Genomic DNA, 25,914 nt, shown 5'->3' with positions numbered 1-25,914 from the left:
TCGAGTTCTATTTATAACAGAATTAAATCATTTCTTTGCTACCAACCGATCTAATTGTTCTTGAATCGCTAGTAAGTCAGGTAAAGAAACTTGCGCATTAATTAATAAAAATGGTGCAGCTTGTTTTACTTGCAGCAAAGGCGTAGTGCTTAAATAAAGGTCGTACCTATCTTCTTCAGACAATTGATTAATTGCAAGGTGATAGAAACTTGCAAACGTTTCACGAATTCGTTGAATGATAATCGCTTCAATCGGTGTAGGTAAGTCTGTTTCTATTTTTATGTGAATTGTTTGATTGAAAGCTGTTGGAGCAGTAATTAACGTGTAGGCCGTCGATAATTGAAGGCCTAAGCCAGTTTGTTTAGCTGGGTTCGAAACATAGATGTCTTGCTCGGCGACTATCTTTTGTGCATGCTCAAATAAATGAGCAAAATTTTGTAATAAATACTTCTTAATATTGTAGCCAGTAAGTGTAAAATCCATTTGTTCAAATAACTCTACGAAAAGAAGACCAGCCACTAATTGTTTTGTGAATAAGCCCCTGTTTTTTGTCGTTTCAAAGGCATGAGGGTTTTCTGTTTCAAGGGAGTGAAGAATCTTTTTAATAAAAGAATTCGTCTCTGAAAATGGTTGGTTAGGTTCGATTAAATCTATAAAATGTTTGTTCGAGAGTTGTACTGTTGTATTTGTTAATAGAAATAAAAAAATCAGCTGGCTTTCACTCTTGGGTAACAGAAAGGCGTTCGTTAATTGATTTTCTAAATGTTCTTTTAGTAGATGATGAGTATCAACAAATTGAAGCAGTACTTCTTGATCTTCATCAGATAAAGAAGAAATAGATTCAGAAAGCAGGAAATTTATCTGGAATCCCTTTCGATAACGAATAATATTTACCGCTAAAATATAACAAATAAGTTTCATATTCAATTGATTAGCTGGAAAATAGCCTAAAGCAATCAGTTCTTTCGCAAGGGTTTCACATTTTGTTTGCGAAACGTCAGCAAATGGCCAATCGAGACCAGAAAAAACGCGCCAATAGAAAGCAATCATGAAAAAACGAATGCGTGGTTCAGCACCAACTAAACGAATCTCGCCTTTGGTTCTCTGGATCGAAAAATCAAAGGTTTTTAAAATGGTATCTAACTCAGCAACCTTATGCCGAACAGTTGATTCGGATAAGAATTGGTCCATACTAAATTTTGTTAAATGAACATTGCTTTCAAAGAATAGTTTTTCGAGCAATGTAAAATACGGACTACTTTGCAAAATTTGCTTCGTCAAAATTTTATATTCTTTTTTTGATCCCATGAAACAATAGCCTTTACCTCGCTCGGCAGAGAAAATATGTGAACAATTATTAGCCAATACATAAGGTTTACTAATTAAGGATTCGTAGTATTTATTAATTGAACGTCGATCCATTTGTAACAATTGACTAAGTGTTTCAATACGAATAAAGTTTTTTTTATGGTACAACAAACGCAGTAAATCCAATTCCTTTTTAACTTCTGAGCCGAAAAAAGTGTCTAATATTTCCATTATTCTTCTCCAATTGGTTCGATTCTTTTTGTTAAAATAAGTATAACTTGTTTTTTATTCGATTGTTTAAAAAAATGTACTTAGCAAGTACATTTTTTTGTCTCCTTAAAAGTTATTTCTGTAGTAAGTTACATATATCGCTCAAATTTCATTTGAATGAGAAATTACTTACCACAAAGGAGTTAAAAAAATTGAAAAAAACAACCTTATTTTTATTTATGTTCTTTTTCCTAATGATTATTTTTAGTATAGACGTTTCCGCAGAAACATACAATTTTAACTATAAAAATGACGAACAAGGTCATTATTTAACGAACGGAATTAGTGAGGGAGATACATACAATTATGATTATGGTCATGCCCCTGAAGCGACATTTGACGAAGAAAAATATGTGAATTATGGAGATGAAGCTTATTTGAAGAAAAGCGTGGCGGCTGTAACAGGCCAGCAAGGGCTTTTTAATGTGACTTTAGATGTAAAAGGAAATCAAACAGAAAGCCCCATTGATCTAGTGTTAGTGATTGACTATTCTTCATCAATGAAAGGTGAAAAATTAAACAACGCTTTGAAAGGCTTGCAACAATTCGGCGAAGAACTTTCAGATTCATTAACAGATGGTCATGTTCGAATTGGTATTGTTGCCTATAATCGACTAACTTACTCCACCGCGGATTTTTCTACAGACATGAATGACTTATAAGACTTTTTAAGAAATACAGCCGAACCACATTCAGGTACATTTATGCAAAAAGGCTTGCTAGAAGGGCAACGTTTATTGGCTGAAAAAAGTCGTCCAAATGCAAAAAAGATGTTGGTTCATATTGGTGATGGGAGTGCAAATGCTAGTTTTTTACCTAGAGAAAATGCTCAAATCTATCCCAATAATGGTGAAATTATCGATTACAACGGTTACCATACATCGTCCTACATGGAAGAGTTTCAAACAGAATCCAATCAGTACTATACAAGTAACAGTGCTTCTACTGATGCTAACGCTATCCAAACAAACAGTACAACAGTGACAGATAATACGTTAGGAACCATTGTTTCTCTAAAAAAATCAGGAGATACTTATTATTCAATTGCAGCTAATCCTTCGTTAAGAGGAGAGTATATTAGTAGGAATATAGCTTCTGATCCTAAAAATTATTTGATTATTGATGAAAATTTATCTGGCTTGGGCACTGCGCTGAAAGAATTAGCTGGGAGTATCAATAATACTATCCATGAGGGGCTCATTATCGATCCGATGGGAGAAAATATTCTTTTACAAGGTGCTGGGAATTTCACAGAAGATAACTACCAACTAAAAGGTTGGCGAAAAATACCAACGGGTGAATGGTTAGAGGCTAGTGACTTATTGACTGATGTCGTAGTTACAGAAGAAAATCAAGTGCTCCATATTTCTACTATTTCATTAGGAAAGAACGAACGTTTAACATTAACTTATCAGATTAGATTGAACACAGAAACAAATGATTTTAAAGGAGATACATGGTTTTTATGTAATGATCGTACTACGTTACAGCCAACTCCAGAAGAAGAAGCAGTTGATTTTCCGATTCCAGCAATTAAAGCACCTACTGTACAATTAAAATTGATTAAGAACTGGGAAAATATTGCAGAAAAAGAAATTCCAGAAGCAATTCAATATCAAGTAACTCGAAAAGCGACAACAGAAGAAGCTGCTTGGTCTACTTCAGAAGTCATGCAACTAACCAAAAAAGAAGGCTATCAAAAGCTGATTAATCAAGTAACGGTTAATGGCGCAGAAGTAGTATTACCAAAGTTTAATAACAGGGGTGAAGACTTTATATATCAGATAGAAGAAGTGAACGTGCCATCTGAATTTGACAGTATAATGACAAAGACAAAGGATGAATTTATCCTTACCAATCGTCGTAAAGAAGTTGTTTCCAGCACAACAGATACAAGTACGAATGAGTCTTTAAGTTCTGAGACTGCTACGACAAATTCGAGTGCTGAAAAAACAATTGTTTTAGAAACTACCACAGCAACCTCAGAACTCAAGGATAATAATTTCTTAGCAGAGACGAACACAACAGCAAAAAAAATAACGAAGGCTACACCCAATGACACACATTTACCAAAAACAAACGAAACCCAGAAATTTCAAAGAGTATTCTTACTATTAGGTGGTTTATTGGTAGGTTTATCTGGATTCTATTTACTTAAGCAGAGAAACTAAAATAATTCTTTAAATAAAGCAATAAAAGGCGGCTCAACGAAGCGGCCTTTTTCTTGATTCATTACCAAAATATAACGAATTTTGTAACAAAAACGTTTGATAAAAAGAAGGAAAAATGATTAATTTTACGAAAAAAAGCATATATCGACAAAAAAGAAGCAAAATTTGAATAAAAAAAGAAAAAATATGAAAAAAAATCGAAGAATTGTTTAACAATTGAAAACACGTGAAAACCAGTCATGACAAGGTGTAAAAACCTTACAAAAGGTAAGTTTACCTATTATGAAGAAAGAAGGAATGATCTGAAATGTTTTTGTAACATTTCTATTGCTTAATTGAAATATGGGTGTGGTAGAATGTTTTTGTCGTAAGAAAAGATTAAGATATTTTAAATAAACTTTAGAAATTAATTCGGAGGAATGACAAGTGAAGAAACGTCTATTTGCATCAGTATTACTATGTTCATTAACGCTATCAGCAATTGCTACCCCAAGCATCGCTTTGGCGGACAATGTTGATAAAAAAATTGAAGAAAAAAATCAAGAAATTTCATCATTAAAAGCAAAACAAGGGGATTTAGCTTCACAAGTATCTTCTTTAGAAGCAGAAGTATCTTCAGTATTTGATGAAAGCATGGCTTTACGTGAACAAAAGCAAACACTAAAAGCAAAATCAGAACAATTACAACAAGAAATTACAAACTTGAATCAACGTATTGAAAAACGTAACGAAGCAATCAAAAATCAAGCACGCGATGTTCAAGTTAATGGACAAAGCACAACAATGCTAGATGCAGTTTTAGATGCGGACTCAGTTGCAGACGCAATCAGCCGTGTTCAAGCTGTTTCAACAATCGTAAATGCCAACAACGACTTAATGCAACAACAAAAAGAAGACAAACAAGCTGTTGTTGATAAAAAAGCTGAAAACGAGAAAAAAGTGAAACAACTTGAAGCAACAGAAGCTGAATTAGAAACAAAACGTCAAGATTTACTTTCTAAACAATCTGAATTAAACGTAATGAAAGCTTCATTAGCATTAGAACAATCATCTGCTGAAAGTTCTAAAGCTGGCTTAGAAAAACAAAAAGCAGCTGCTGAAGCAGAGCAAGCACGTTTAGCTGCTGAACAAAAAGCTGCAGCTGAAAAAGCCAAACAAGCTGCTGCAAAACCAGCTAAAGCTGAAGTGAAAGCAGAAGCACCAGTTGCCTCTTCATCAACAACAGAAGCACAAGCACCAGCAAGCTCAAGCTCAGCAACTGAATCAAGCACGCAACAAACAACTGAAACAACTACACCAAGTACAGATAATAGTGCAACAGAAAATACTGGCTCTTCTTCATCAGAACAACCAGTACAACCTACAACACCAAGTGATAATGGAAATAATGGTGGCCAAACTGGTGGTGGAACAGTTACACCAACACCTACACCAGAACCAGAGAAACCAACACCACCAACACCAACACCTTCTGCTGATCCAACAATCAATGCATTGAACGTTCTACGTCAATCATTAGGTTTACGTCCAGTAGTATGGGATGCAGGTTTAGCAGCTTCTGCAACTGCTCGTGCAGCACAAGTTGAAGCAGGTGGTATCCCAAATGATCACTGGTCTCGCGGAGATGAAGTTATCGCAATTATGTGGGCTCCAGGTAACTCAGTAATCATGGCGTGGTACAATGAAACAAACATGGTAACAGCTTCAGGTAGCGGTCACCGTGATTGGGAAATTAACCCAGGTATTACACGTGTCGGTTTTGGTTACTCAGGTAGCACAATTGTAGGACACTCTGCCTAATCAGCAATGATAAAAATAGACGTAAGCAGCTTCTGAAAAGAAGCTGCTTTTTTCGTTACTATTTCATCCGTCTCCGTTGACAAATTTGCTAAACGTGGTATTCTAATTATAATCTAATAATTTCCGTTGAATAGGAAAGTAAATGCAAGACAGCTGGTAGAGAGACTTTGGTTGGTGAAAAAAGTTAGATGTCTGTATCGAAAAATGGCCTAGGAGGAATTTTTGTCGAAACGTAGGCAAAAACGTAATGTCTTTCGTTAACAAGACCGCTGATTATGATTGTCAGTTGAAGGGAAAGAGTCATCTTTCCGAAAAAAGGTGGTACCGCGATAATAATCGCCCTTTTACTAGTTACGGCTAGTAAAAGGGCGTTTTTTTATAAATAAAAATAGGAAAGAGTGAGGCAAATGAGTAGTCAGATTCCTTTTACAGTTGATCATGTGGGAAGTTTTTTACGTCCAGAAACAATTAAGAAAGCACGGAAAAAGGTCCAAGCAGGTGCTTTATCTCAAGCAGAGCTACGTCTTATTGAAGATGAAGAAATCAAAGCATTAGTAGCAAAACAAAAAGCTGGCGGCTTACGGGGAATCACAGATGGTGAATTTCGTCGCGGTTTTTGGCATATTGATTTCTTAGAAGGATTAAATGGCGTGACAGGCTATATTCCAGAAACGGGGTATAACCAAACCTTTCATGGAAAAGCAGCTCCGGCCTATAATATCCGCGTAGTGGATAAAATATCTTTTCCTGCGCAACATCCATTTTTAGAGGACTTTTCATTTTTAAAAGAGGTGGTGGAAGTTGGTGATGGCACGGTAGCCAAAGCAACGATCCCTAGTCCAACCATGATTTTACGTCAAGAAATTTTATCCAACGACGGCACCTCGCGCATTCAAACAATTTATCCAGAGATTGGTGCTTTTTATAAGGATTTAGCACAAACATATAAAGATGCAATTGCGGCCTTTTACGAGAAAGGTTGCCGCTATTTGCAATTTGATGATACAAATTGGGCGTTTCTAGCGGATCAGACAAAACAAGAAGAATTACGAGCGAAAGGAATACAGCCAGAAGAAATTGCACAAGTGTGTACCACGATTATTAATGAAGCCTTAGCTGGCAAGCCAGAAGATTTAACTGTAACCACACACATTTGCCGTGGGAACCATGCTTCGTCTTGGTTATTTTCAGGTGGTTATGAACCGATAGCAAAAGAATTATTTGCTACGAATTATGATGGTTTCTTCTTGGAATATGACTCAGATCGTGCAGGGGACTTTTCACCATTAAGACATTGGCAAAATAATGGCAGCAAAGTCGTTTTAGGTTTAGTTACTTCTAAGTTTCCTGAATTAGAAGAGACTGAACAAGTGAAAGCACGAATTGAAGAAGCCCAACAGTTTGTTCCTTTAGAAAACTTAAGTATTAGTCCGCAATGTGGTTTTGCTTCGACGGAAGAAGGAAATCGTTTGACGGAGGAAGAACAATGGCGCAAAGTTCAATTACTTCAAGAAATTGCTAGAGAAGTATGGTAAAAAAAAGGTCGGGACAGAAGTGTTTAACTCCGAGAAATAAGAAGGAATTTCCGAAAATTGTTCTATAATTTTTGGAGAATTTCGGCTTATTTCCGAAGGAGTTGCTTCTGTTCCCGCCGTTTATCAGTTTTTGAGCGTGGAACAAAAATCCAAAGTGATTTTTGTCCCACGCTCTTTTTCATTGTATTATTTTAAATATTGATCTTTAGTAAAATTCGTGTGTTCATACTCGCCATTGTCACCATAAAAGCGGTTATAGCGTTGTTTGAATTTGCGGAATAAATAAATGACTGTCACTTTAACTAGGCAATACATTGGAATCCCAAAAATAACGCCCATTAAACCAAACAGTTCACCCATAACTAACAAGACAAGTAAAATAGTAATCGGATGGACTTTTAATTTATCGCCCATCACACGAGGAATAACAAAATCTCCATGAATCAATTGGATGGCAAACCAGACGATAACAAATTTTACTACCATAAATGTGGAATCCTGAAAGGCAATAATCAATCCAGGAATAAAGGCAATAAATGGCCCGATATAAGGAATAATACATAAAATACCCGCAGCTAAAGCTAAAATGCTACCAAATTGTAAACCAATTAATAGAAAAGCTGGCCAATACATAATCCCTAAAACCAAGGAAGCAATGACTTGACCTTTTAGATAATCGCCAATTTGAATGTTGGCAATTTGGCTATATTCATCAAAATCAGGACGAAAAGCTGGGGGAATGATGCCTTTTACAAAGCGATAAAACTTTTCTTTGTCTTTTAAAAGGAAAAAGGCGATGATAGGTCCTGTAAACAAGGTTAGGAAAGTAGAAGAGACTGCAGAAAAGACGCTTCCCAGACCTTGTGCGCCTGTTTGTAGGTAATCCCCTGCAAAGTCTTTAAAGGAGTTTGCAAGTTTGCCCCAGAGCTGATTAATCGACTCATTAGCGGATTCTAAATCTTTTGCAAAAGGTGTTTTAGCCATAAATTCTTGTACTGCTTGGAGCGTGCTTTTCCAAAAACTTGGGAATTGTTTGATTAATTCTTCCGTTTGGTCTTGGATAATTGGGAAAAGTTGCAGTCCAGCTAACACTAGTAATGCAATAATTAAGACATAGAGAATCGCAATCGCCCAAACACGGGGAATTTTTTTCTCAAGGCGTTTCACCATTGGATTAAGCAAATAAAATAGAATAATACCAAAAAGTACCGGGCCTAAGACGGCACTAAAAATAACAAAAATTGGTTTAAAGATAAATGAAACAGTGTTGAATAAAAAGATAGTTACAGCAATTAGACAAAGGATAGTTAATGTGTAAAGTAAATTTTTCCCACCTAAAAAGCGGATCCACTTGGTACTTTCTTTATCCATAAGTTGCTCCTTTCGTTAAGCTTTATTTCTAAAATGACCAATAATTTCAATGACACCCATGAAAATCAGGATAAATCCAAAGACTTGCATCAAAACTAAGAGACTTTTGAAGGGGTTGAAAACTAAAACAGCTCCAGCGATTAAAACCAGAATACTGTAGATAAGCGCGCCTGTTTGACGAGTATTTAAAGCAAAAGTCAATTGAACGAGGCCGTTTATAACAATGCTAATCCCTAATAAAAACGGCAGAATCGAAACGATCACTGGTGCAAAAAATAAAAAGGCTACTGCTAAGACGACAAAGATTAAACCTGTTACGAAACCAAGTCCCCAGCTACCCGTTTGTTTTTTTATTTTGTAGTCATCATAAATATTAATTAACCCTAAAAGCATCAAATAACCAGCAATTAAATAACCGACGAACTGGAAGAAAGCACCGGGATTAAAGACAATGGCACTTCCGATAACGATAAAGACGGCGTCGCGCAATAGGGTATGGCGCCGAAAATTTTCTCTAAAAGTTTGGAACATAAAAATCCTCCTCAATGTTATTGTTTCTTTTATTCTAGCGGAAAAAAGAAAAAAGTGCGAGTGGTAGCTCTAAAAAGTGTTGGAAACTGTGTCTTTAGAAAAAATAACATTAAAAATTAAAAAAGTCTTACAAATGAGCGAAAATTGGCATATAATGGAAAGTGAAATTTTATTTTAAGAAGGAGAGATTTGATGGATTTATTACCTTTATTAGGCGTATTGATCGTCATTGTCGGCTTCGCATTGAAATTTGATGCTATCTTGATTGTGATGGTTGCTTTAATAGTGACGGCTTTTACTGGCGGGCTTGGTTTGACATCAATGCTAGAAACACTAGGAACAACCTTTGTGAATAATCGAGGCATGGCTATCTTTATTATTATTATGTTAGCAACAGGAACGTTAGAGAGAAATGGCTTGAAAGAGTCAGCCGCTACGTTGATTAAACGATTCAAAAAGGTATCTGCTGGTGTGATTATTGACATTTATGGTGTCTTTCGGATTATCTTCGCCGCTTTTAACGTAAGTTTCGGTGGGGTAGCAGGTTTTGTGCGTCCGATTATTTTGCCAATGGCGTTAGGAACAATTGAATCAAAAAATTTACCAATGGTGCCAGAGTATGAAGAAGAACTAAAAGGGATGGCTTCAGCCATGGAAAATATCTGTTGGTTCTTTGGTCAAGTTCTGTTTGTTGGTGGGGCTGGGGCATTGCTTGTTCAATCAACATTGAAAGATTTAGGCTATGAAGTGACATTAGGTAAATTGGCTTTAGTGGAAGTACCAGTCGCCTTAGTTGCCTTAATTTCGGCAAGTATTTACTTTACTTTAAAAGAAAAAAGATTACGTAAAAAATATTATGGACAGGAGGGACTGAAATGAGTTTTTTCACAGATCCAAGTATTGATTTGAGTGCAAAGTTATTGGAAGTCCTTTATATTTTTATGGGTATTATCTTGTTATATACAAGTTTTCGTAGTTTTCGTGATAAAACCAATCAACATGCGTATGGGACTAGTTTATTCTGGGGGATTTTAGGGATCTTAATCGGTTTTGGTCGGTTTATTCCACCAGTTGCCTGTGGCGTACTTATTTTTGTGATGACAATTCCGGCAATTCTTCAAAAAGTGACAAAAGGAGAAAGTCGCTTACCTTCGAAAGAATACATGGAAAAAATGTCTCAAAAATTAGGAATGAAGATTTTTATTCCCGCACTAAGTATCGGGGTTTTTGCAATTCTTTTTGCCACATTGACTACTTTAGGGGCTTTAGTCGGTGTCGGTGTTGGTGTCTTTGTAGCGATTTTCATCATGATGTTCTTTTCTAAAAATAATACGCCGAAAGTATTTTTTGATGATGCGGCGGAAATGTTAGAGACAGTCGGTCCGCTTAGTACGTTGCCAATGCTATTAGCTTGTTTAGGTGCTGTTTTTACTAGCGCTGGTGTTGGTGAGATTATTTCAAAAGGAGTTAGTGCCGTAGTACCAGCAGGAAATGTCAATGTAGGGATTATTATTTATGCTGTGGGAATGGTTATTTTTACGGCTATCATGGGCAATGCCTTTGCAGCAATAACCGTGATGACAGTCGGAATTGGTGTGCCGTTTGTCTTTTCTTTAGGTGCAGATCCCGCATTAGTTGGGATGGTTGCCTTAACATGTGGTTTTTGTGGTACACTGTTAACACCGATGGCTGCGAACTTTAATATCGTACCTGTAGCCATGTTGGAAATGAAAGATAAGTACGGCGTCATTAAAAATCAATTGCCGATTGCACTTTTCATGTTAATTTTCCAAATTGTTTATATGATTCTATTCAAATAAGAAAGGATGATCGAAATGAAAGTTGTCGTTACTGGCTTTGATCCATTTGGAGGAGAAGAAATCAATCCTGCCTTTGAAGCAGTCAAAAAATTACCTGCTGAAATTGCAGGAGCTGAAATTATTAAAGTGGAGGTGCCAACTGTTTTTGGCACTAGTGGTGAAAAAGTGGCTGAAGCAATTGAAACCCATCAACCAGATATGGTGATTTGTGTTGGACAAGCAGGCGGCCGTCAAACAGTCACTGTTGAAAAAGTAGCGATTAATTTAGCGGAAGCGCGTATCCCGGATAATGCAGGTCAACAACCAAGCGATGTGCCGTTGGTTGAAGATGGAGCAACAGCCTATTTTACAAATTTACCGATTAAAGCGATGGTAAAAAATTGTCATGACCATCAATTACCTGCAGCGATTTCTTATACAGCAGGAACCTTTGTATGTAATGATATTATGTATCACTTACTACACTTAATTAACACTAAATATCCAACTATTCGTGGCGGATTTATTCATGTTCCGTTCCTACCAGAACAAACAATTGATAAACCAACGTTTGCTTCTATGTCATTAGAAGCAATCACAGATTCTTTGTTCTATATGATTGAAGCAGCGGTAAAAACGCAAGAAGATATTCAACTACAAGGTGGCACAACCCACTAATTAACAGGCGCTTTCGTGAGAACGGAGGCGCTTTTCTATTTTTACAAAAAGAAAAAGTAATTTTTGTTGGCGTGTGAAAAAATTTTTTATACTATTTTCGTTGACAAGTCGGTTTCTTCTTGGTATATTGAGATTCATAAATTATTAGCCCAGTAGGAAATAGATGTTTTGTTCAGAAAGTCGATGGTTGCTGCGAATCGATCAAGTCTATTTGTGAATTACACTAATAAGTAGTAACAATTACATAATACATAAGCGAGAAGCAAGTAAGCTTCTAATTAAGGTGGTACCGCGGAGAGATTCGTCCTTATTCTTTAAGGATGAATCTCTCTTTTTATGTAGCTTTAGGAGGCGTTTTCAATGAGTTGTGGAGGGGTTATTCGTTATCATAAGGTCCTTTAATGTCAGAGTATTCAGAAAAAAGATTAGAGGAGAGTAACGAAATGAAAGAAAAACAGAAAAAGAAGACCGTGAGTGTTCGAGAAGCAAGTATCGTGTTATTAATTATTGTGGCAGCTATTGCGACAGGAGTAATTGGCTTAAAGATATCGCCAAATATTACTATTTTGTTTGTGATTGCATTGATTTTAGGCTACGCAATGTTTCGTAAAGTACCATTTGATCAAATGCATAAAGGGATTGTTGATGGCTTGAAGCCAGGGATTATTCCAATTTTTATTTTCATTTTAGTGGGTGCATTGATTGCCGTTTGGATTCAAGCAGGAATTATTCCAACGATTATGGTTTTTGGTTTTAAAATGATTAGTGTTAAATGGTTTGTGCCGTCAGTTTTTATTGTCTGTGCGATTGTCGGCAGTGCAGTAGGTAGTGCTTTTACAGTGATGTCAACAATTGGAATTGCCTTTTTCGGTATTGGCAGTACCTTAGGATTAAACCCTGCTTTAGTTGTGGGTGCGATTGTTTCTGGCTCAGTCTTTGGTGATAAAATGTCGCCTTTATCAGAATCAACAAACTTAGCCGCAGCGATTGTTGAAGCGGATTTATTTAAACATATAAAAAACTTGATGTGGTCGACTGTACCAGCATTTATCGTCTCTTTAATCTTGTTTATGATTTTAGGGCAAACGTACGCGAATACAAGTCTGACAGAAGTAGTTCAAGTTATTCAAGTATTGGAAGACCACTTTACCATTTCCATTTGGTCATTGTTACCATTAGCCTTAATGTTAATCTGTGCCTGGCGCAAAATTCCAGCGATTATCACGATTTTGTTAAACATTATTGTGGCAGTAATTATGATTATTATTCAAAATCCGAAAGTATCGTTGCAGGCATTAGGAAACACGTTGGAAAATGGGTTTGTTTCTCAAACGGGGAACGCACAAATTGATCAATTACTAAGTCGTGGCGGAATTATGAGTATGATGCCGACTGTGGCACTTATTATTCTAACGTTGTCTCTAGGTGGCTTATTAATGGAATTAGGATTGATTTCTGCGGTCATGGAAGTTGTTTCGCAGAAAATGAGCAGTACACCGAAATTGATTTTATCAACGTTATTAACAGGAATTGGCGTAAATATTTTTATTGGTGAACAATTCCTATCGGTTATTTTACCAGGGAATGCCTTTAAAGAAGTTTACAAAAAAGAAGGCTTGGATCCGACTGTTTTAGGCAGAACCTTGGAGGATGGTGGGACGGTTATTAACTACCTCATTCCTTGGGGGATTGCAGGTAGCTTCGTAGCGGGGACCTTTGGCGTACCAACGTTGACTTACTTACCATTTGTTTTCTTTAGCTTATTATCGCCTGTCTTCTCAATGGTCAGTGCATTTACTGGTTTAGGGATTAAGCGGTTATCAGCAGAACCTGTTACCGAAAAATAGATTGATTAAAATAGAACAGTTGATGGGGAATACTGTAGTTTCTCTCTGTCAATTGTTCTATTTTTCTTGTAAAAAAGGTTGCATTTTTAGAAAGAAACAGTTATAGTTGACTAGTCAATTGTTGACGAGTCATCTTTTTAAGGAGGAAACTATGTCGTTATCATTACGGGAAGTCAGCCAATTATTATGTCAGTTAAAGGTATTAGATCAAAAAATTACCAAAGTTTTTGAAGAGCAAGTTGGCTTGAGTTTGACTCGTTATGAGTTGCTGATGATTTTAAAAGAACGTCAGCCGTGTCTTCAAACAGAGATTCAAGAACACTTAAAAATCGATAGTGGTGCGGTCACTCGCCATTTGAAAATTTTAGAAGAGAAACAGTATGTGACACGACAGCGAAATCCAGAAAATAATCGGGAAGTGCTAGTGCATTTAACAGAAAAAGCACAACAAGAACTGCAGCAATGTACAGCCAAGCAACAAACGGTAACAGAAATTATTCCCAGTACATTTACAAAGGACGACTGTCGCCAATTAAAAGAACTTTTGACAAAACTAGATCAAAGCATTACAACGAAAGAGGTATGATAGAATGACAACATATACAACGAATGATTTTTCAGAGATTGTTTTTGGCCGCAAATCGGTTCGGGTGTACGATGAAACCCATAAAATTTCTCATGAAGAAATGTTAACAATGATTCAAGAAGCGACCACCGCCCCTTCTTCTGTTAACATGCAGCCATGGCGTTTTGTCGTAGTGGAAAGTGAAGCAGGCAAAGAAAAATTAAAACCCTTAATTCGCTTTAATACGCGTCAAAATGAAACATCTTCTGCAATGCTCTTAATTTTTGGTGATCTAAACTGCCATGAGCGAGGAGAGGAAATTTACAATCAAGCTTATGCTAGTGGTAAAATGCCTAAGGAAGTGCGGGACCAACAATTAGCAGCAATTATTCCCCATTATGAAAGTTTAAGCAGAGAACAAATGAATGACATCGTAAAAATTGATGCGAGTTTAGCAGCTATGCAATTTATGTTAGTGGCACGAGCTCACGGATATGAAACAAATCCAATCGGTGGTTTTGAAGCGGAAAAATTAGCCGAAACATTTGGTTTAGATCAAGAGCGCTATGTCCCAGTAATGATTTTATCTGTGGGTAAGGGCATGGAAACTGGCTATGAATCTGTTCGTTTAGCACCAGAAAAAATCACGACATTTGAATAGGCAATAAAAAATGACGGCGTACGCTTGTATCAACCAACGATCTTAAAGAAAGTTGGCTAATGCAACAGCGATGCCGTCATTGTCGTTGGATAAAGTGACTTCCGTTGCGATGCTTTTAAGCTCTTCAACGGCGTTTTCCATAGCAATCCCCGTGCCGGCCCATTCCAACATTGTATAATCGTTGTGCCCATCACCAAAAGCAATTACTTCTTCAGCAGCTATACCTAACTGTAGGGTTAGTTTTTCTAAAGAACGCGCTTTATCAATATTTTTTGCGGTAAATTCAAAATAGAAAGGAGCGGAAAAAGCAGCGGTGACGGTTTCTTTGAAAGGCGCGTAGATGGCCTCATGATATTTTTGTAAATAGGCGGGTTCACCAGCAATTAAAATTTTGTTCAAGGGAAAGTTTAGTCTGGCGGCTAAATCATGCCACTCACATAATTGAAAGTTGCCGCCCCGTGATTCATATTCAATAATATTAAAATCACCAGTCTCTAAATGTAAGGTGTGATGAAAAACATCATTGACATACATAAATGTTTCATCATTAATCATTGGAATTACGTCAAATTGTTTCAAATGCTCTAAAATTTGTTGACTCAATGATTTTGAAATTGTCTGGTTAAATAGTTGTTGCTGACTGCCATGATGGGTGACACAAGCGCCGTTATAGGAAAGTAGGTGTCCGTTATAATGAGCCATCTCCAATTCATCTGCTAAGGGTCGCATACCGTTAGTCGGGCGGCCAGAAGCCAAAATCAGTGAGAGGCCTTGCTTTTGTGCAGCTACTAGTGCTTGTCGCGTTTTTGGTGAAATCTTTTTTTCTGAAGTTAACAAGGTACCATCAATATCCATTACAATTGCTTTGATTGCCATAATTGGCCTCCAATCCGAAGAGTTTCTTTCTTTTAGTATAAAAGTTTTTTCTATTAATGTAAACGGATTCTCTTGTGAGGTGTATAAAAGAATTATTTTACAAAAATCTATACTATTTTTTTGTGAAATTTCATATAATAGAAGTATTCTAATTATCTACATAGAGAGCGAGGGACAAGGAATATGAAGGAAAAAGAAATGCATTCGCTCTTTTTTAAACATAAGTTTGTGAAAGTAATTCCCTATTTACGTCGTTTTGGTCATCGTTTGAGTGGGATGATTATGCCAAATTTGAGTATTTTTATTGCGTGGAGCTTATTGTCTTTGGTGGCTGGCTATACGACTGGGAATCTACGGCTAGCTCTTTCTGAAGTCGAAACGATAATGATTCGAGTTGTTTTACCGATTTTAATTGGTTTTACAGGCGGAAAAATGTTCGAGGAACAACGTGGCGGCGTTGTTGCTGCTATTGCGACAGTGGGCGTGATTGTTTCCACAGATGTTCCACAGTTGTTTGGTGCTATGTTTATTGGGCCTTTAGCAGGATATACTTTCGCCAAAATTGAACAAATTTTCTTACCGAAAGTTAAAGAAGGCTATGAGATGCTGACTAAAAACTTTTTAGCAGGAATTGTGGGAGGACTGCTTTGCTGTTTTGGTATTCTGGTTGTAGCTCCTACTGTTGAAAGCGCTAGTTTTTGGCTGTATCAATTTTCTTCTTGGTTAATTGAAGCCAATCTTTTACCATTGGTTCACGTTTTCTTAGAACCCTTAAAAGTGTTATTTTTTAATAATGCGATTAATCATGGCTTATTAACGCCTCTAGGTTTAGAAGGTGCTAGTCAAACAGGTCAGTCCATTTTATTTTTATTGGAAACAAACCCTGGACCAGGCGTGGGCGTTTTGGTTGCTTTTCTGCTGTTTGGTCCTGTAGGACAACGAAAAACAGCAGGAGGCGCCACCATGATTCAATTGATTGGGGGTATTCATGAAATTTATTTTCCGTTTGTTTTGATGGATCCGCGCTTATTTTTAGCAGTAATTGCTGGAGGAATGAGTGGTACGCTTGTTTTTCAAATATTTAATGTGGGGTTAAGCGCTCCTGCTTCGCCAGGTTCATTGGTTGCGATTTTAGCCAATGCCCCGACTGAGGCAAGGCTGGCGGTTTTTAGTGGAATTTTTGTTAGCTTTCTGTGCTCTTTTGCAATAGCAAGCTTGTTATTAAAACGTCAACGAGGAACTGAACCAGTTTCAATGATAAAGATGAAGGAGAAGGAGGAAGACCAAGTGGAAACAGTCACACCTAACTATCAGCAAATTTTATTTGTTTGTGATGCAGGAATGGGCTCAAGTGCCATGGGGGCTAGTTTGCTAAGCCGACAATTAAAAGCGGTGAACTTGGAGATGCCTGTGACTTACCAGTCCGTTCATCAGATGAAGTGGCAGCCTAAGACATTAGTGGTCATTCAAGCAGAATTGAAACAGTTAGCACAAAAGTACGTCCCAGAAAAGGATATGGTGAGTGTTCAAAATTTTTTAGAAATTAAATCCTATTACCCGCAAGTTTTAGCCAAACTGACTGCTTCTTCTCAAGAGCAATCTTCACTTGGTTCAGAGTCTACTGAAACGAACCCGACAAAACAAATACAGAAGCTTGTTTTTTTATATGCCGAGAATGTTCGAGGATCGCAAACAATGGGAATGGAATTATTGCGGCAACAAGCGGCGAAACAAGGAGTCGCGATTGAAGTATCTAAAGAGCCACTGGAAACAGTCTTTTTTACCAAGGAGACAACCTACGTAGTGACTCGTGAACTGGCGCAAGCCTATCATTTAGATCTAACGCAACAAAATTTATACGTAGTTACTAGTTTTTTGAATAAGAAAGAGTATCAAGAATGGCTGGAAGGAGGAACTGATAGATGTTTTTAACGACAAGAGAAACTGTTCTATTAACGGAATTAGTGAATAGTCCTACCCCCGTTTCAGTAAACCGCATGATGAATTTGTTAAAGGTTAGCCGCCGGACGGTATATCGTGAATTAGAAAATTTAGAAACCTCGCTAGCATCGATGGGCGCGACGTTGGAAAAAGTAGCTCGTGGGCGCTTTTCGATTCAAGCAGATGAAGCAGCGATGACGGAAATTCAGGCTGCTATTTTAGGAGAAGAGACACAGGAACTTTCTACTTTGGCGCGGCAACATGCGATTTTATTGACATTACTTCAAACAAAAGAGCCAGTCTCTATGCATTATTTTCTGGAAACGTATTGTATTAGTAATACGACTTTTTATGCCGATATTAAACAATTAGAAACACGGATTGCTCGGATTCCGTTGACGATTTCTCGGAATCAAGGTTATGAAGTGACTGGTTCTGAAAAATATCGCCGTCTTCTAATGGCGAATATTCTAAGTATGGAAATTAATGAGTACCAATTTTTTCATTTTACCGAATTAACAACAAGCGACCATTTTTTCTTTCAGTTTATTCATGCAGAACATTTAGCATTTGCACAAAAAATTGTTCAGCCAGAAGTAGAAACTTTATTTCCAGCATTAAGTGATCGCAAATTACAACATTTGATTTTAATGTTAACAATTGCGATGGATCGAGTCACTGCAGGTTTTTATTTAGCTGATGAGACCTATACTGGGCAGATGAATAAGGCTTTTCTAAATTGTTCTAAACGACTTTTTTCAAAAGTCGCTGCTGAAACGAAACAACTATACGCTGTCAGTGAGATTGTTTTTTTTGCTAGCTTATTAAGTGATTTTTCTAATTCTTTTGATGAAGATTTTTTTGATGAACATTTTGACACTCAGCTGGCTTATGCAGTGAAACAACTGATTGAAGCAGTAAGTCAAGAAACGGAAGTTAATTTTTTCGAAGATACCAATTTGTATAAAATGTTGTTGACGCATTTATCAGGTGTTTTTTCTCGGGCGGTTTTACAAGAAGAAGATTTAACGAATCCCATTTTAGAACGGATCATGAATCAATATCAAGAAATAGCTGCGGCTTTACGCCAAGCGTTGCCGCAAATTTTTCCGCAAAAGAATCTATCGGAAGAGGAAATTGCCTACATGGTACTTCATTTTGCTAATTCTTTAGAACGGAGTCCCAAAATTATGGAAGTTGATATTGCTGGTTTTTCTCCTAGCGGTTTGGCTTCGACAAGTATGTTGGAAATGCGATTACGGCGCTACTTTCCTTTTATCAACCAGATTCATTTTTTTCGGATTGCGGATTTAGGTAAGGTGAATGTTGAGGAAAACTATGACTTAGTGATTTCCACTTCGTTATTACCAGGATATAATGGCAAATATAAATTGATCTCACCGTTACTTTTAGACGATGAAATCCGCCAATTGAAAGAAGAGTTTAAGCGGATTAGTCACGAAAAACGCTCGCTTAGGAAAGCACCTGTGAAAAAAACAGGTGGCGAAGAAAGCTACGAAACAGTGGTCGCTTTCATGGAAGAAATTAGTAAACTATTAGAAACATTTTTCATAGCAGATTTAAATAATCAAGCGGATTTGGCAGAAACCGTTCAACAAGCCCTCGCGCAACTTTCCGCAGATTTAATCACCGATAGTGCAATCGTTTGTCAGCAATTGATGAAACGTTACGAGCAAGCGCCTATTGGGATTCCTCAGACGGAAATGGCCTTATTCCATACCTCAAGTACAGCAGTGACACAGCCTGTTTTTTGTATTTTTAATCTGGCCCAGCCACTTATGATTGAAGGTATGGATAAAAAGCCGATGCAGTTACAACGTATGTTACTCATGCTAGCGCCGATGCCGATTGATGAAACGATCGGGAAAATTTTAGGAAAAATCAGTGGTGCGATTATTATGAATGATTTAAATACAGAAATTTTTCATTCAGGAAATGAAGCCATTGTTTATCAGTTGCTTTCGTCATTATTAATTGAAGAAATGAAAGGCTAGGTGTTGAGAGATGTTTGAAATTACAGCGGAGCAAATAATGTTGAATCAATCGTATGCTAGTTGGGAGGAAGCACTTGCAGCTTCTGGTGAATTACTGCTAAAAAATCAGTTGGTCACGCCTGACTATGTCAAAGCAATGTATCAACGCCAACAAAAAGTCAGCGTGTATATCGGTAACTTCGTGGCATTGCCTCATGCGGAAGGACAAGATGAACAAGTTTTAAAAGAAGGGATTTGCTTTATTCAAGTGCCTGATGGGGTCAACTTTGGTACGGAAGCAGATCGAAAAATAGCTACTTTGTTATTTGTCGTTGCTCTAAAAAGTCAACGGCAACTAAGCATGCTTCAAGAATTAGCTTTTTTCTGTTCAGATCTCGAAAACATTCAGCGGCTCAGTGATTGTCAAACAATCGATGAAGCGCAAAAAATTCTGGCTCAAGCCTAAAGTTACATCTGGAAAAAATTGGTAGTAAAAAATCAATTCATTCTGAAATGCTCAATAATTATTGAAATAATTTTATAATAAAAATTAAAATATTTTTATTTAAGAGATTAAACAAAAAAGATAAGAAGATTCCTTGACAAAAAATAGGCCCTATGATAAATTTAAAGTAACTTGTGACAAAGTCGTGCATGGATGCACTAAAAAGACACCCTATTGTGGTAGGGTGTCTTTTTTTGCTGTTTAGACAGCAGCGGTTGGAAGCAACTTGTTTATTCCTCGTTCTGTTTTTCCAACCAAATGGTTACAAGTTTCAGGACAATCCCGACAAAAATCGGCACAAGAATTTTTGTGACAATCTCGTACATGTGATGCACCTCCTTTCGAGGCAAGTCGCCAATTTGAGTATAGCATAAAAAGTTGTTCATTTATTATTGAAATTATTAGAAATGGAATAAGCACGTGTTTTCTGGTTTTCGTAACTAGAGAACACGTGCTTTTTTCTTTCAACTTTTGGCACAATGGTTTGTGCCAAAGTACGACTTTTTCCAGATTTGGAAAGCGGATACAATTTAGTCAACAAGAAAAGTTACTTGAGAGAAGGGGAATAAAAATGGAACAAGTACCAGAAAAAAATAAAGTATCAATTAAAGCAAAAGTCCAAAGACTTGGCAGTACCTTATCTAGCATGGTGATGCCCAATATCGGGGCGTTGATTGCGTGGGGCGTTTTGACAGCGCTATTTATCCCAGATGGATATCTGCCAAATAAAGCCTTTGCCACGATGGTTGGCCCAATGTTGACCTATTTAATTCCATTATTAATTGGCTACACTGGTGGGAAAGTAATTGCAGGTGATCGCGGTGCCGTAGTTGGCGCAATTGCGACAATGGGCGTGATTGTGGGAACCGATATTCCGATGATGCTAGGTGCCATGATTATGGGTCCACTTGGTGGCTTTACAATTAAGAAATTTGATCAGTATTTCCAACATCGGATTAAAGCTGGTTTTGAAATGTTAGTAAACAATTTTTCAGCTGGATTAATTGGTTTTGCGTTAGCTTTACTTGGTTTTTCAGCGATTGGCCCAATTGTCGATGCGCTGACTGCTGCAATGGCACGTGGTGTGGAAATCATTTTAAATGCTCATTTGATTCCATTAACGAGTATTTTTATTGAACCGGCAAAAGTGCTCTTTTTAAACAATGCGATTAATCATGGCATTTTAACACCCTTAGGGACAGAACAAGTCTTATCGGCTGGTAAATCAATTCTTTTCCTATTAGAAGCAAACCCTGGTCCTGGGTTAGGTGTCTTATTAGCATTTATGTTTTTTGGAAAAGGTGCGGCAAAATCTTCTGCGCCGGGAGCAATAATTATTCATTTCCTTGGTGGTATCCACGAAATTTACTTCCCATATGTAATGATGAAACCGTTATTATTCTTATCGGTTATTGCAGGTGGTGCGACAGGTAGTTTGGTTTTCCAAACGTTAGATGCTGGTTTACGTGCGCCCGCTTCACCAGGCTCCATTATAGCTATTTTAGCGATGACACCAATGGGTTCTTACTTACCAGTTATTTTAGGTGTTTTGGCAGCAACTGCTGTTTCCTTTGCAGTATCCGCAGTCATTTTAAAAGCAGATGCGAAAGAAGAAAGTGATGAATTTGCCCAAAAAGTGAAAGAAACCCAAGCGGCTAAAGCAGCATCAAAAGGATTAACTGTCGCAAATGGTAGTGCTTCATTGTCAGGAATTCAACAAATTATTTTTGCTTGTGATGCTGGGATGGGCTCTAGTGCAATGGGGGCGTCTATCTTACGGAAAAAGGTCCAAGAGGCTGGTTTAGTACAAACTGTGACGAATCGGGCCATTAATAATTTGACCGATGAGGGAAATACATTGATTGTCACACAAGCGGAATTGCAAGAACGGGCTAAACAGAAAGCACCTAATGCAACCTTTGTAGCAGTTGAAAATTTCTTGAACTCACCACGTTATGATGAAATTGTGGCTGAACTATCAGGTACCAAAGAAAAAAACGACGCACAACCAACAGCCTCCAAAGCAACACCTGCTTCTGAAATTGAGGGAGATTTAGCAAATGTCAATGAGATTCTTTTGGTTCACGATGACCGTGTCGGGTCAGCAACGATGGGAATGAAAGTCTTAGAAGAAATTTTAGATAAAGAGAAAATTTCAATGCCGATTCGAAAAATTAATATTAATGAATTAACTCAACAAACACAGGCTTTAATTGTCACAAAAGCTGAACTAACGGAACAAGCCCGTAAAAAAGCACCGAAAGCGACACACTTATCAGTAAAAAGTATGGTTAATCCCCAAAAATATGAAACAGTGGTTTCGCTTTTAAAAGAAAGTGCCTAGAGAGGAAGAAAACAATGGAAAATCTTACGAATATTTCAATTGAATTAAATCAACAGTTTAATACAAAAGAAGAAGCTATTCGCTTTTGCGGCGAAAAACTAGTCGAGGCAGGCTGTGTTGAGCCCGCTTATATCGAAGCAATGATTGAAAGAGACCAATTGCTATCTGTTTATATGGGGAATTTTATTGCCATTCCTCATGGAACAGAAGAAGCCAAAAAATTAGTGAAAAAATCAGGAATCTGTGTAGTGCAAGTCCCAGAGGGCGTTAATTTTGGCACCGAAGAAGATGAAAAAATAGCTACCGTATTATTTGGGATTGCCGGAGTCGGTGAAGAACATTTGCAATTAGTCCAACAAATTGCACTTTATTGTAGTGATATGGATAACGTGGTGCAACTTGCCGACGCATTAAGTAAAGAAGAAATAACAGAAAATTTAGCCATTGCTTAAAGGAGAGAATAAGAATGAACGCAGTACATTTTGGAGCAGGAAATATTGGACGCGGCTTTATCGGCGAAATTTTAGCTAAAAACGGGTTTCATATTACGTTTGTGGATGTTAATGAAACCATCATTCAAGCGTTAAAAGAACGTAAAAGTTATACAATTGAATTGGCTGATGCCTCACATCAACAAATTAACGTTGAAAATGTGACTGGGTTAAATAACATGACAGAACCAGAAAAAGTAGTAGAAGCAATTGCGGAAGCCGATTTAGTCACGACGGCGATTGGTCCTAATATTTTACCAAGAATTGCTGAATTAATTGCCCAAGGAATTGATGCACGTGCCGAAGCAAATTGCCAAAAGCCGCTGGATATTATCGCTTGTGAAAATATGATTGGTGGTTCAACCTTTTTAGCAGAAGAAGTGGCCAAATATTTGAAAAATCCAGCTTATGCTGAACAATGGATTGGTTTTCCTGATGCGGCGGTTGATCGGATTGTTCCATTACAAAAACATGAAGACCCACTTTTTGTTCAAGTTGAGCCTTTTTGTGAATGGGTCATTGATGATACCAACCGAAAAGCCAAAGAGATTCATTTAGAAGGCGTTCATTACGTTGCTGATTTAGAGCCGTATATTGAACGAAAATTATTTAGTGTAAACACTGGCCATGCTACAGTTGCCTATACAGGGGCGTTGTTAGGCTATCAAACCATTGACGAAGCGATGCAGGATGCCTTAGTGGTAGCACAACTCAAATCAGTTTTGCAGGAAACCGGTAAACTTTTAGTGGCCAAATGGAATTTTGATGAACAAGAACATGCAGCCTATATTGAAAAAATTATTCAACGTTTCCAAAATAAATATATTTCAGATGCTATTACACGTGTAGCACGGACACCAATCAGAAAATTAGGTGCGCAAGAACGGTTTATTCGACCAATCCGTGAATTACAGGAACGCAATCTAGTGTCGCCGCATTTATTAGCAATGATTGGTATTGTCTTTAATTATCATGATCCAGAAGATGAACAAAGCCGTCAATTACAGGAAATGCTTGACCAAGAAAGTGTTGATACAGTGATCGCTGAAGTAACGGGCATTGAAGATCCAGAAACGGTTAAAAATATTAAACAAAACGTAGAACGCTATGCGCGACCACAAGTAGCATAATAACAAAATCCTTCTACCAAGATACTTCACATTTCTTAATTAAAGGGAAAAAAACAACCGCTCACTGATTAAAGTGAGGGGTTGTTTTTTACATATTGACTAAGTGGTTTTTGATAAAGCTCTCCTTTGAAGGCACCTGTATTGAAGTATTCAGCTAATTGGTAACCAATGAATGGGCCAGTAGTGAGTCCTGATGAACCAAGTCCGCTAGCAACCACAAGGTGGGGCATTTCTGGCAAAGGGCCAAAAAACGGAGCGAAATCGGATGTATAAGCACGTGTACCGACGCGGTAATGCATGGGTTGCTTAAAAAGCTGCTCTGCTTCTTTTAGAAATGGCGCAGTCCCAGAAGTTAGTTGTTGAAAAGCGCTAACAGTCTCTTCTAAATCCCAGGCTTGATCATTTTCGTGGGTGGCACCTAATAAAATTTTTCCTTGATTAAAAGGAATTAAATCGGCTTCGCCATCTAACATAGCAACAGGCCATTGCTGACTGTTTGTAAAAGGGGTCTCGAAAACTAATAATTGTCCTTTTTGGGGACGAATGTCCACAGATAAATTTAAAGTAGCGAGTAATTCCTTTAAATGAGGACCAGGTGTTAAAGCGAGAAAATCAACGCTCTTTTTTTCTGAATTTGTGACAATTTCCCACCCTTGATTCAGTTGTCGAAAGTGCGCCCGTTGTGAGCAAAAAGTGACCCCGTTGGCTTCGGCGCGTTTCTGAAGATGGTTTAGATAAGCTGGTCCATCTAGGCGACCGCCGCCAGAAATAAAAAGTGAGGGAGTTTCCTTAAGTAGCGGTAAGAACTTCGCTGTTTGAACTGCTGACAACATCGTGATTTCTCCAATTTCAGGTGCAGTTTGCTTACGCTCCTCTGCCAAATGGGCTAAGTCTGCCAAAGCGGCTGCCGGGCGCAAAATGACAGTCCCTGATTGACGATAAATATCCTCCGTCAGCTGAAAATCTTTGACTAGCTTTGGAAATAGGGCAGCGCCCTCTCGCGCTAATTGGTACCATTTCTTATTCCGACGTTTGGATAGCCAAGGGGAAATAATCCCGGCGCTCGCTTTAGTCGCTTGGCCGAGCCCTTCATCATAAACGGTAATGTCAAATTTTTGTGGATCTAAATAATTAGCTAACGTCATTCCGATAATGCCGCCGCCAATAATGGCAATTTTTTTCATGCTTCTTCTCTCCTTCGAACAGTTGTATTGTAACACAAAAAAACCGCCTCTAGACAGAGACGATTGAGAGATAAATTGTTAGCGGGTCCTTCTGTGTGTATAAATAGAATTGCCGCCTTCTAAAACGTGAACAATTTCTTGTGCCATTTCTGCCACAGGCACGGGATCATAGCCAATAAATAAGTTCTTTAAAAAGGGGATTTTCTTAAAAAAATAAATACATTTACTAAAAAGTATGGTGCCGGTACGTTCTTGACCTACAAGTAAACTAGGATAAAAAATCACCGCTTCGGCGACTTCTTGGTGGATTAGTTCCTCCGCTGCCAATTTGGCATCCATATATTTTCTCAAAGGGAAAGGAACAGTATTGGCTGAAATAAATAAAAACTTAGCTGGCTTTTTTTGTTGTGCTAAAAAAGAGCTGATTTTTTTCACGGGCGTCAGAATTAGCCGTTGATAGGTTTTCTTTTTTCGTGGATTTTCAAATAAAATACCTACTGTATCAATGACCCAGTCAGCACGCTGGACTTGTTCTTGCCAATTCGTGTCACGAGTAACATCGGAGCATACCCACTGCACTTGGTGGCTCCAAGATGCGGAGAGCGTGGTAGGCTTTCCATGACGTGAAACACTGATGACTTGATGTTGGCGTTGAACTAAAATTTTCGCGATTTGTTGACCTAAAAAACCGCTACCGCCAAAAATAATGACTTTCATGGCAAGCCCTCACTTTCAATTGTTTCTTCTAGTGTACCTTAAATAAAAAAAGAAGCAAAAAATCTCGATTGCGCATAGTTTAGTTATAAATAACATAAAAATAACCTTTTTTGATTGTTGAAACACAAAGACCCAACAATGGTTGTTTATTGTCGTGAAATAAATAAAAAAATGAACAAAAATGAAATAAATCAGA

General features: G+C 37.6%; 22 protein-coding genes, 1 pseudogene and 1 other annotated feature. Of the genes and pseudogenes, 15 read left to right on the top strand and 8 right to left on the bottom strand.

The window, feature by feature from the left end:
- Positions 1-27: 27 nt before the first annotated feature.
- Positions 28-1,539, bottom strand: a complete 1,512-nt coding sequence (locus tag HMPREF2810_RS02195; protein ID WP_002383667.1) for a helix-turn-helix domain-containing protein — start codon at positions 1,537-1,539, stop codon at positions 28-30.
- 74 nt (positions 1,540-1,613) lie between these two features.
- Between HMPREF2810_RS02195 and HMPREF2810_RS02190 the strand changes: the two are divergent.
- Positions 1,614-3,749 (top strand): annotated as a pseudogene (locus HMPREF2810_RS02190) (vWA domain-containing protein).
- 61 nt (positions 3,750-3,810) lie between these two features.
- Here the strand turns inward: HMPREF2810_RS02190 and HMPREF2810_RS16195 are convergent.
- Positions 3,811-3,990, bottom strand: a complete 180-nt coding sequence (locus HMPREF2810_RS16195; protein ID WP_033591568.1) for a hypothetical protein — start codon at positions 3,988-3,990, stop codon at positions 3,811-3,813.
- A 185-nt stretch (positions 3,991-4,175) separates the two neighbouring features.
- Here HMPREF2810_RS16195 and HMPREF2810_RS02180 point away from each other — a divergent pair, with 185 nt between their 5' ends.
- Both HMPREF2810_RS02180 and HMPREF2810_RS02175 read left to right on the top strand, forming a co-directional pair.
- Complete coding sequence (locus HMPREF2810_RS02180; protein ID WP_002419226.1) at positions 4,176-5,549, top strand: PcsB-like coiled-coil domain-containing protein; 1,374 nt, start codon at positions 4,176-4,178, stop codon at positions 5,547-5,549.
- A gap of 117 nt (positions 5,550-5,666) precedes the next feature.
- Positions 5,667-5,896: a binding site (T-box leader), on the top strand.
- A 60-nt stretch (positions 5,897-5,956) separates the two neighbouring features.
- Complete coding sequence (locus HMPREF2810_RS02175) at positions 5,957-7,084, top strand: 5-methyltetrahydropteroyltriglutamate--homocysteine S-methyltransferase (RefSeq protein WP_002383670.1); 1,128 nt, start codon at positions 5,957-5,959, stop codon at positions 7,082-7,084.
- Between the two features lie 186 nt (positions 7,085-7,270).
- Here HMPREF2810_RS02175 and HMPREF2810_RS02170 read toward each other — a convergent pair whose 3' ends face one another.
- Entirely contained in the window at positions 7,271-8,455 is a 1,185-nt protein-coding gene (locus tag HMPREF2810_RS02170; protein ID WP_002383671.1) for an AI-2E family transporter, read from the bottom strand.
- 15 nt (positions 8,456-8,470) lie between these two features.
- Positions 8,471-8,986: an HdeD family acid-resistance protein gene (locus tag HMPREF2810_RS02165; RefSeq protein WP_002381189.1), complete on the bottom strand. Its 516-nt coding sequence runs from the start codon at positions 8,984-8,986 to the stop codon at positions 8,471-8,473.
- A gap of 192 nt (positions 8,987-9,178) precedes the next feature.
- Between HMPREF2810_RS02165 and HMPREF2810_RS02155 the strand changes: the two genes are divergently transcribed.
- The 6 genes from HMPREF2810_RS02155 to HMPREF2810_RS02130 all read left to right on the top strand — a co-directional run bounded on the left by HMPREF2810_RS02155 (position 9,179) and on the right by HMPREF2810_RS02130 (position 14,536).
- Positions 9,179-9,865, top strand: coding sequence for a DUF969 domain-containing protein (locus tag HMPREF2810_RS02155; protein WP_002355265.1), 687 nt, complete (start codon positions 9,179-9,181; stop codon positions 9,863-9,865).
- Complete coding sequence (locus HMPREF2810_RS02150; RefSeq protein WP_002355267.1) at positions 9,862-10,806, top strand: DUF979 domain-containing protein; 945 nt, start codon at positions 9,862-9,864, stop codon at positions 10,804-10,806. Before HMPREF2810_RS02155 ends, HMPREF2810_RS02150 begins: the two co-directional genes overlap by 4 nt.
- A gap of 15 nt (positions 10,807-10,821) precedes the next feature.
- The gene (gene pcp / locus HMPREF2810_RS02145) at positions 10,822-11,463 is read left to right on the top strand and encodes a pyroglutamyl-peptidase I (RefSeq protein WP_010715006.1); all 642 of its coding nucleotides are present in this window, start codon (positions 10,822-10,824) and stop codon (positions 11,461-11,463) included.
- A gap of 401 nt (positions 11,464-11,864) precedes the next feature.
- On the top strand, positions 11,865-13,310 hold the full coding sequence (gene nhaC / locus HMPREF2810_RS02140; protein WP_002383673.1) for a Na+/H+ antiporter NhaC: 1,446 nt from the start codon (positions 11,865-11,867) through the stop codon (positions 13,308-13,310).
- A 151-nt stretch (positions 13,311-13,461) separates the two neighbouring features.
- Complete coding sequence (locus tag HMPREF2810_RS02135) at positions 13,462-13,896, top strand: MarR family winged helix-turn-helix transcriptional regulator (protein WP_002362972.1); 435 nt, start codon at positions 13,462-13,464, stop codon at positions 13,894-13,896.
- A 4-nt stretch (positions 13,897-13,900) separates the two neighbouring features.
- Positions 13,901-14,536, top strand: a complete 636-nt coding sequence (locus HMPREF2810_RS02130; protein ID WP_002358386.1) for a nitroreductase family protein — start codon at positions 13,901-13,903, stop codon at positions 14,534-14,536.
- Between the two features lie 42 nt (positions 14,537-14,578).
- On the opposite strand, the gene HMPREF2810_RS02125 is transcribed toward HMPREF2810_RS02130, so the two are convergent.
- Entirely contained in the window at positions 14,579-15,412 is an 834-nt protein-coding gene (locus HMPREF2810_RS02125; protein WP_002383674.1) for a Cof-type HAD-IIB family hydrolase, read from the bottom strand.
- A 183-nt stretch (positions 15,413-15,595) separates the two neighbouring features.
- Here HMPREF2810_RS02125 and HMPREF2810_RS02120 point away from each other — a divergent pair, with 183 nt between their 5' ends.
- The 3 genes from HMPREF2810_RS02120 to HMPREF2810_RS02110 are packed head-to-tail and all read left to right on the top strand — an operon-like array spanning position 15,596 to position 19,813.
- Positions 15,596-17,344, top strand: coding sequence for a PTS transporter subunit EIIC (locus HMPREF2810_RS02120; protein ID WP_002383675.1), 1,749 nt, complete (start codon positions 15,596-15,598; stop codon positions 17,342-17,344).
- Complete coding sequence (locus HMPREF2810_RS02115; RefSeq protein ID WP_002383677.1) at positions 17,335-19,368, top strand: BglG family transcription antiterminator; 2,034 nt, start codon at positions 17,335-17,337, stop codon at positions 19,366-19,368. The genes HMPREF2810_RS02120 and HMPREF2810_RS02115 overlap by 10 nt, the downstream gene beginning before the upstream one ends.
- 10 nt (positions 19,369-19,378) lie before the next feature.
- On the top strand, positions 19,379-19,813 hold the full coding sequence (locus HMPREF2810_RS02110; protein ID WP_002355276.1) for a PTS mannitol transporter subunit IIA: 435 nt from the start codon (positions 19,379-19,381) through the stop codon (positions 19,811-19,813).
- Between the two features lie 269 nt (positions 19,814-20,082).
- Here HMPREF2810_RS02110 and HMPREF2810_RS15855 read toward each other — a convergent pair whose 3' ends face one another.
- Entirely contained in the window at positions 20,083-20,178 is a 96-nt protein-coding gene (locus HMPREF2810_RS15855; protein WP_015543884.1) for a type I toxin-antitoxin system Fst family toxin, read from the bottom strand.
- A 245-nt stretch (positions 20,179-20,423) separates the two neighbouring features.
- On the opposite strand from HMPREF2810_RS15855, the gene HMPREF2810_RS02100 reads away from it, so the two are divergent.
- From HMPREF2810_RS02100 to HMPREF2810_RS02090, 3 genes are read left to right on the top strand one after another with little or no spacing between them, the layout of a single operon-like run.
- Positions 20,424-22,196, top strand: coding sequence for a PTS mannitol transporter subunit IIBC (locus tag HMPREF2810_RS02100; protein ID WP_010715007.1), 1,773 nt, complete (start codon positions 20,424-20,426; stop codon positions 22,194-22,196).
- Between the two features lie 14 nt (positions 22,197-22,210).
- Positions 22,211-22,648, top strand: a complete 438-nt coding sequence (locus tag HMPREF2810_RS02095) for a PTS mannitol transporter subunit IIA (RefSeq protein ID WP_002355279.1) — start codon at positions 22,211-22,213, stop codon at positions 22,646-22,648.
- Positions 22,649-22,662: 14 nt separating this feature from the next.
- Positions 22,663-23,817, top strand: a complete 1,155-nt coding sequence (locus tag HMPREF2810_RS02090; protein ID WP_002383679.1) for a mannitol-1-phosphate 5-dehydrogenase — start codon at positions 22,663-22,665, stop codon at positions 23,815-23,817.
- 68 nt (positions 23,818-23,885) lie between these two features.
- Here the strand turns inward: HMPREF2810_RS02090 and HMPREF2810_RS02085 are convergent, their stop codons facing one another.
- Both HMPREF2810_RS02085 and HMPREF2810_RS02080 read right to left on the bottom strand, forming a co-directional pair.
- Positions 23,886-25,001 carry an NAD(P)/FAD-dependent oxidoreductase gene (locus HMPREF2810_RS02085; RefSeq protein ID WP_002383680.1) on the bottom strand — a complete coding sequence of 372 codons (1,116 nt, stop codon included), beginning with the start codon at positions 24,999-25,001 and terminating at the stop codon, positions 23,886-23,888.
- 78 nt (positions 25,002-25,079) lie between these two features.
- Complete coding sequence (locus tag HMPREF2810_RS02080) at positions 25,080-25,718, bottom strand: NAD(P)H-binding protein (protein WP_002383681.1); 639 nt, start codon at positions 25,716-25,718, stop codon at positions 25,080-25,082.
- Positions 25,719-25,914: the final 196 nt, after the last annotated feature.

This window comes from Enterococcus sp. HMSC078F03 (genome assembly GCF_001811595.1).
GTDB lineage: Bacteria > Bacillota > Bacilli > Lactobacillales > Enterococcaceae > Enterococcus > Enterococcus faecalis.
This window is presented reverse-complemented; position numbering and strand designations above follow the sequence as displayed.

Coding starts and splice junctions, on each gene's coding strand:
- HMPREF2810_RS02195 (WP_002383667.1), bottom strand. CDS start 1,539: ATGGAAATATTAGACACTTTTTTCGGCTCAGAAGTTAAAAAGGAATTG.
- HMPREF2810_RS16195 (WP_033591568.1), bottom strand. CDS start 3,990: ATGACTGGTTTTCACGTGTTTTCAATTGTTAAACAATTCTTCGATTTT.
- HMPREF2810_RS02175 (WP_002383670.1), top strand. CDS start 5,957: ATGAGTAGTCAGATTCCTTTTACAGTTGATCATGTGGGAAGTTTTTTA.
- HMPREF2810_RS02170 (WP_002383671.1), bottom strand. CDS start 8,455: ATGGATAAAGAAAGTACCAAGTGGATCCGCTTTTTAGGTGGGAAAAAT.
- HMPREF2810_RS02165 (WP_002381189.1), bottom strand. CDS start 8,986: ATGTTCCAAACTTTTAGAGAAAATTTTCGGCGCCATACCCTATTGCGC.
- HMPREF2810_RS02155 (WP_002355265.1), top strand. CDS start 9,179: ATGGATTTATTACCTTTATTAGGCGTATTGATCGTCATTGTCGGCTTC.
- HMPREF2810_RS02150 (WP_002355267.1), top strand. CDS start 9,862: ATGAGTTTTTTCACAGATCCAAGTATTGATTTGAGTGCAAAGTTATTG.
- pcp (WP_010715006.1), top strand. CDS start 10,822: ATGAAAGTTGTCGTTACTGGCTTTGATCCATTTGGAGGAGAAGAAATC.
- nhaC (WP_002383673.1), top strand. CDS start 11,865: ATGTCAGAGTATTCAGAAAAAAGATTAGAGGAGAGTAACGAAATGAAA.
- HMPREF2810_RS02135 (WP_002362972.1), top strand. CDS start 13,462: ATGTCGTTATCATTACGGGAAGTCAGCCAATTATTATGTCAGTTAAAG.
- HMPREF2810_RS02130 (WP_002358386.1), top strand. CDS start 13,901: ATGACAACATATACAACGAATGATTTTTCAGAGATTGTTTTTGGCCGC.
- HMPREF2810_RS02125 (WP_002383674.1), bottom strand. CDS start 15,412: ATGGCAATCAAAGCAATTGTAATGGATATTGATGGTACCTTGTTAACT.
- HMPREF2810_RS02120 (WP_002383675.1), top strand. CDS start 15,596: ATGAAGGAAAAAGAAATGCATTCGCTCTTTTTTAAACATAAGTTTGTG.
- HMPREF2810_RS02115 (WP_002383677.1), top strand. CDS start 17,335: ATGTTTTTAACGACAAGAGAAACTGTTCTATTAACGGAATTAGTGAAT.
- HMPREF2810_RS02110 (WP_002355276.1), top strand. CDS start 19,379: ATGTTTGAAATTACAGCGGAGCAAATAATGTTGAATCAATCGTATGCT.
- HMPREF2810_RS15855 (WP_015543884.1), bottom strand. CDS start 20,178: ATGTACGAGATTGTCACAAAAATTCTTGTGCCGATTTTTGTCGGGATT.
- HMPREF2810_RS02100 (WP_010715007.1), top strand. CDS start 20,424: ATGGAACAAGTACCAGAAAAAAATAAAGTATCAATTAAAGCAAAAGTC.
- HMPREF2810_RS02095 (WP_002355279.1), top strand. CDS start 22,211: ATGGAAAATCTTACGAATATTTCAATTGAATTAAATCAACAGTTTAAT.
- HMPREF2810_RS02090 (WP_002383679.1), top strand. CDS start 22,663: ATGAACGCAGTACATTTTGGAGCAGGAAATATTGGACGCGGCTTTATC.
- HMPREF2810_RS02085 (WP_002383680.1), bottom strand. CDS start 25,001: ATGAAAAAAATTGCCATTATTGGCGGCGGCATTATCGGAATGACGTTA.
- HMPREF2810_RS02080 (WP_002383681.1), bottom strand. CDS start 25,718: ATGAAAGTCATTATTTTTGGCGGTAGCGGTTTTTTAGGTCAACAAATC.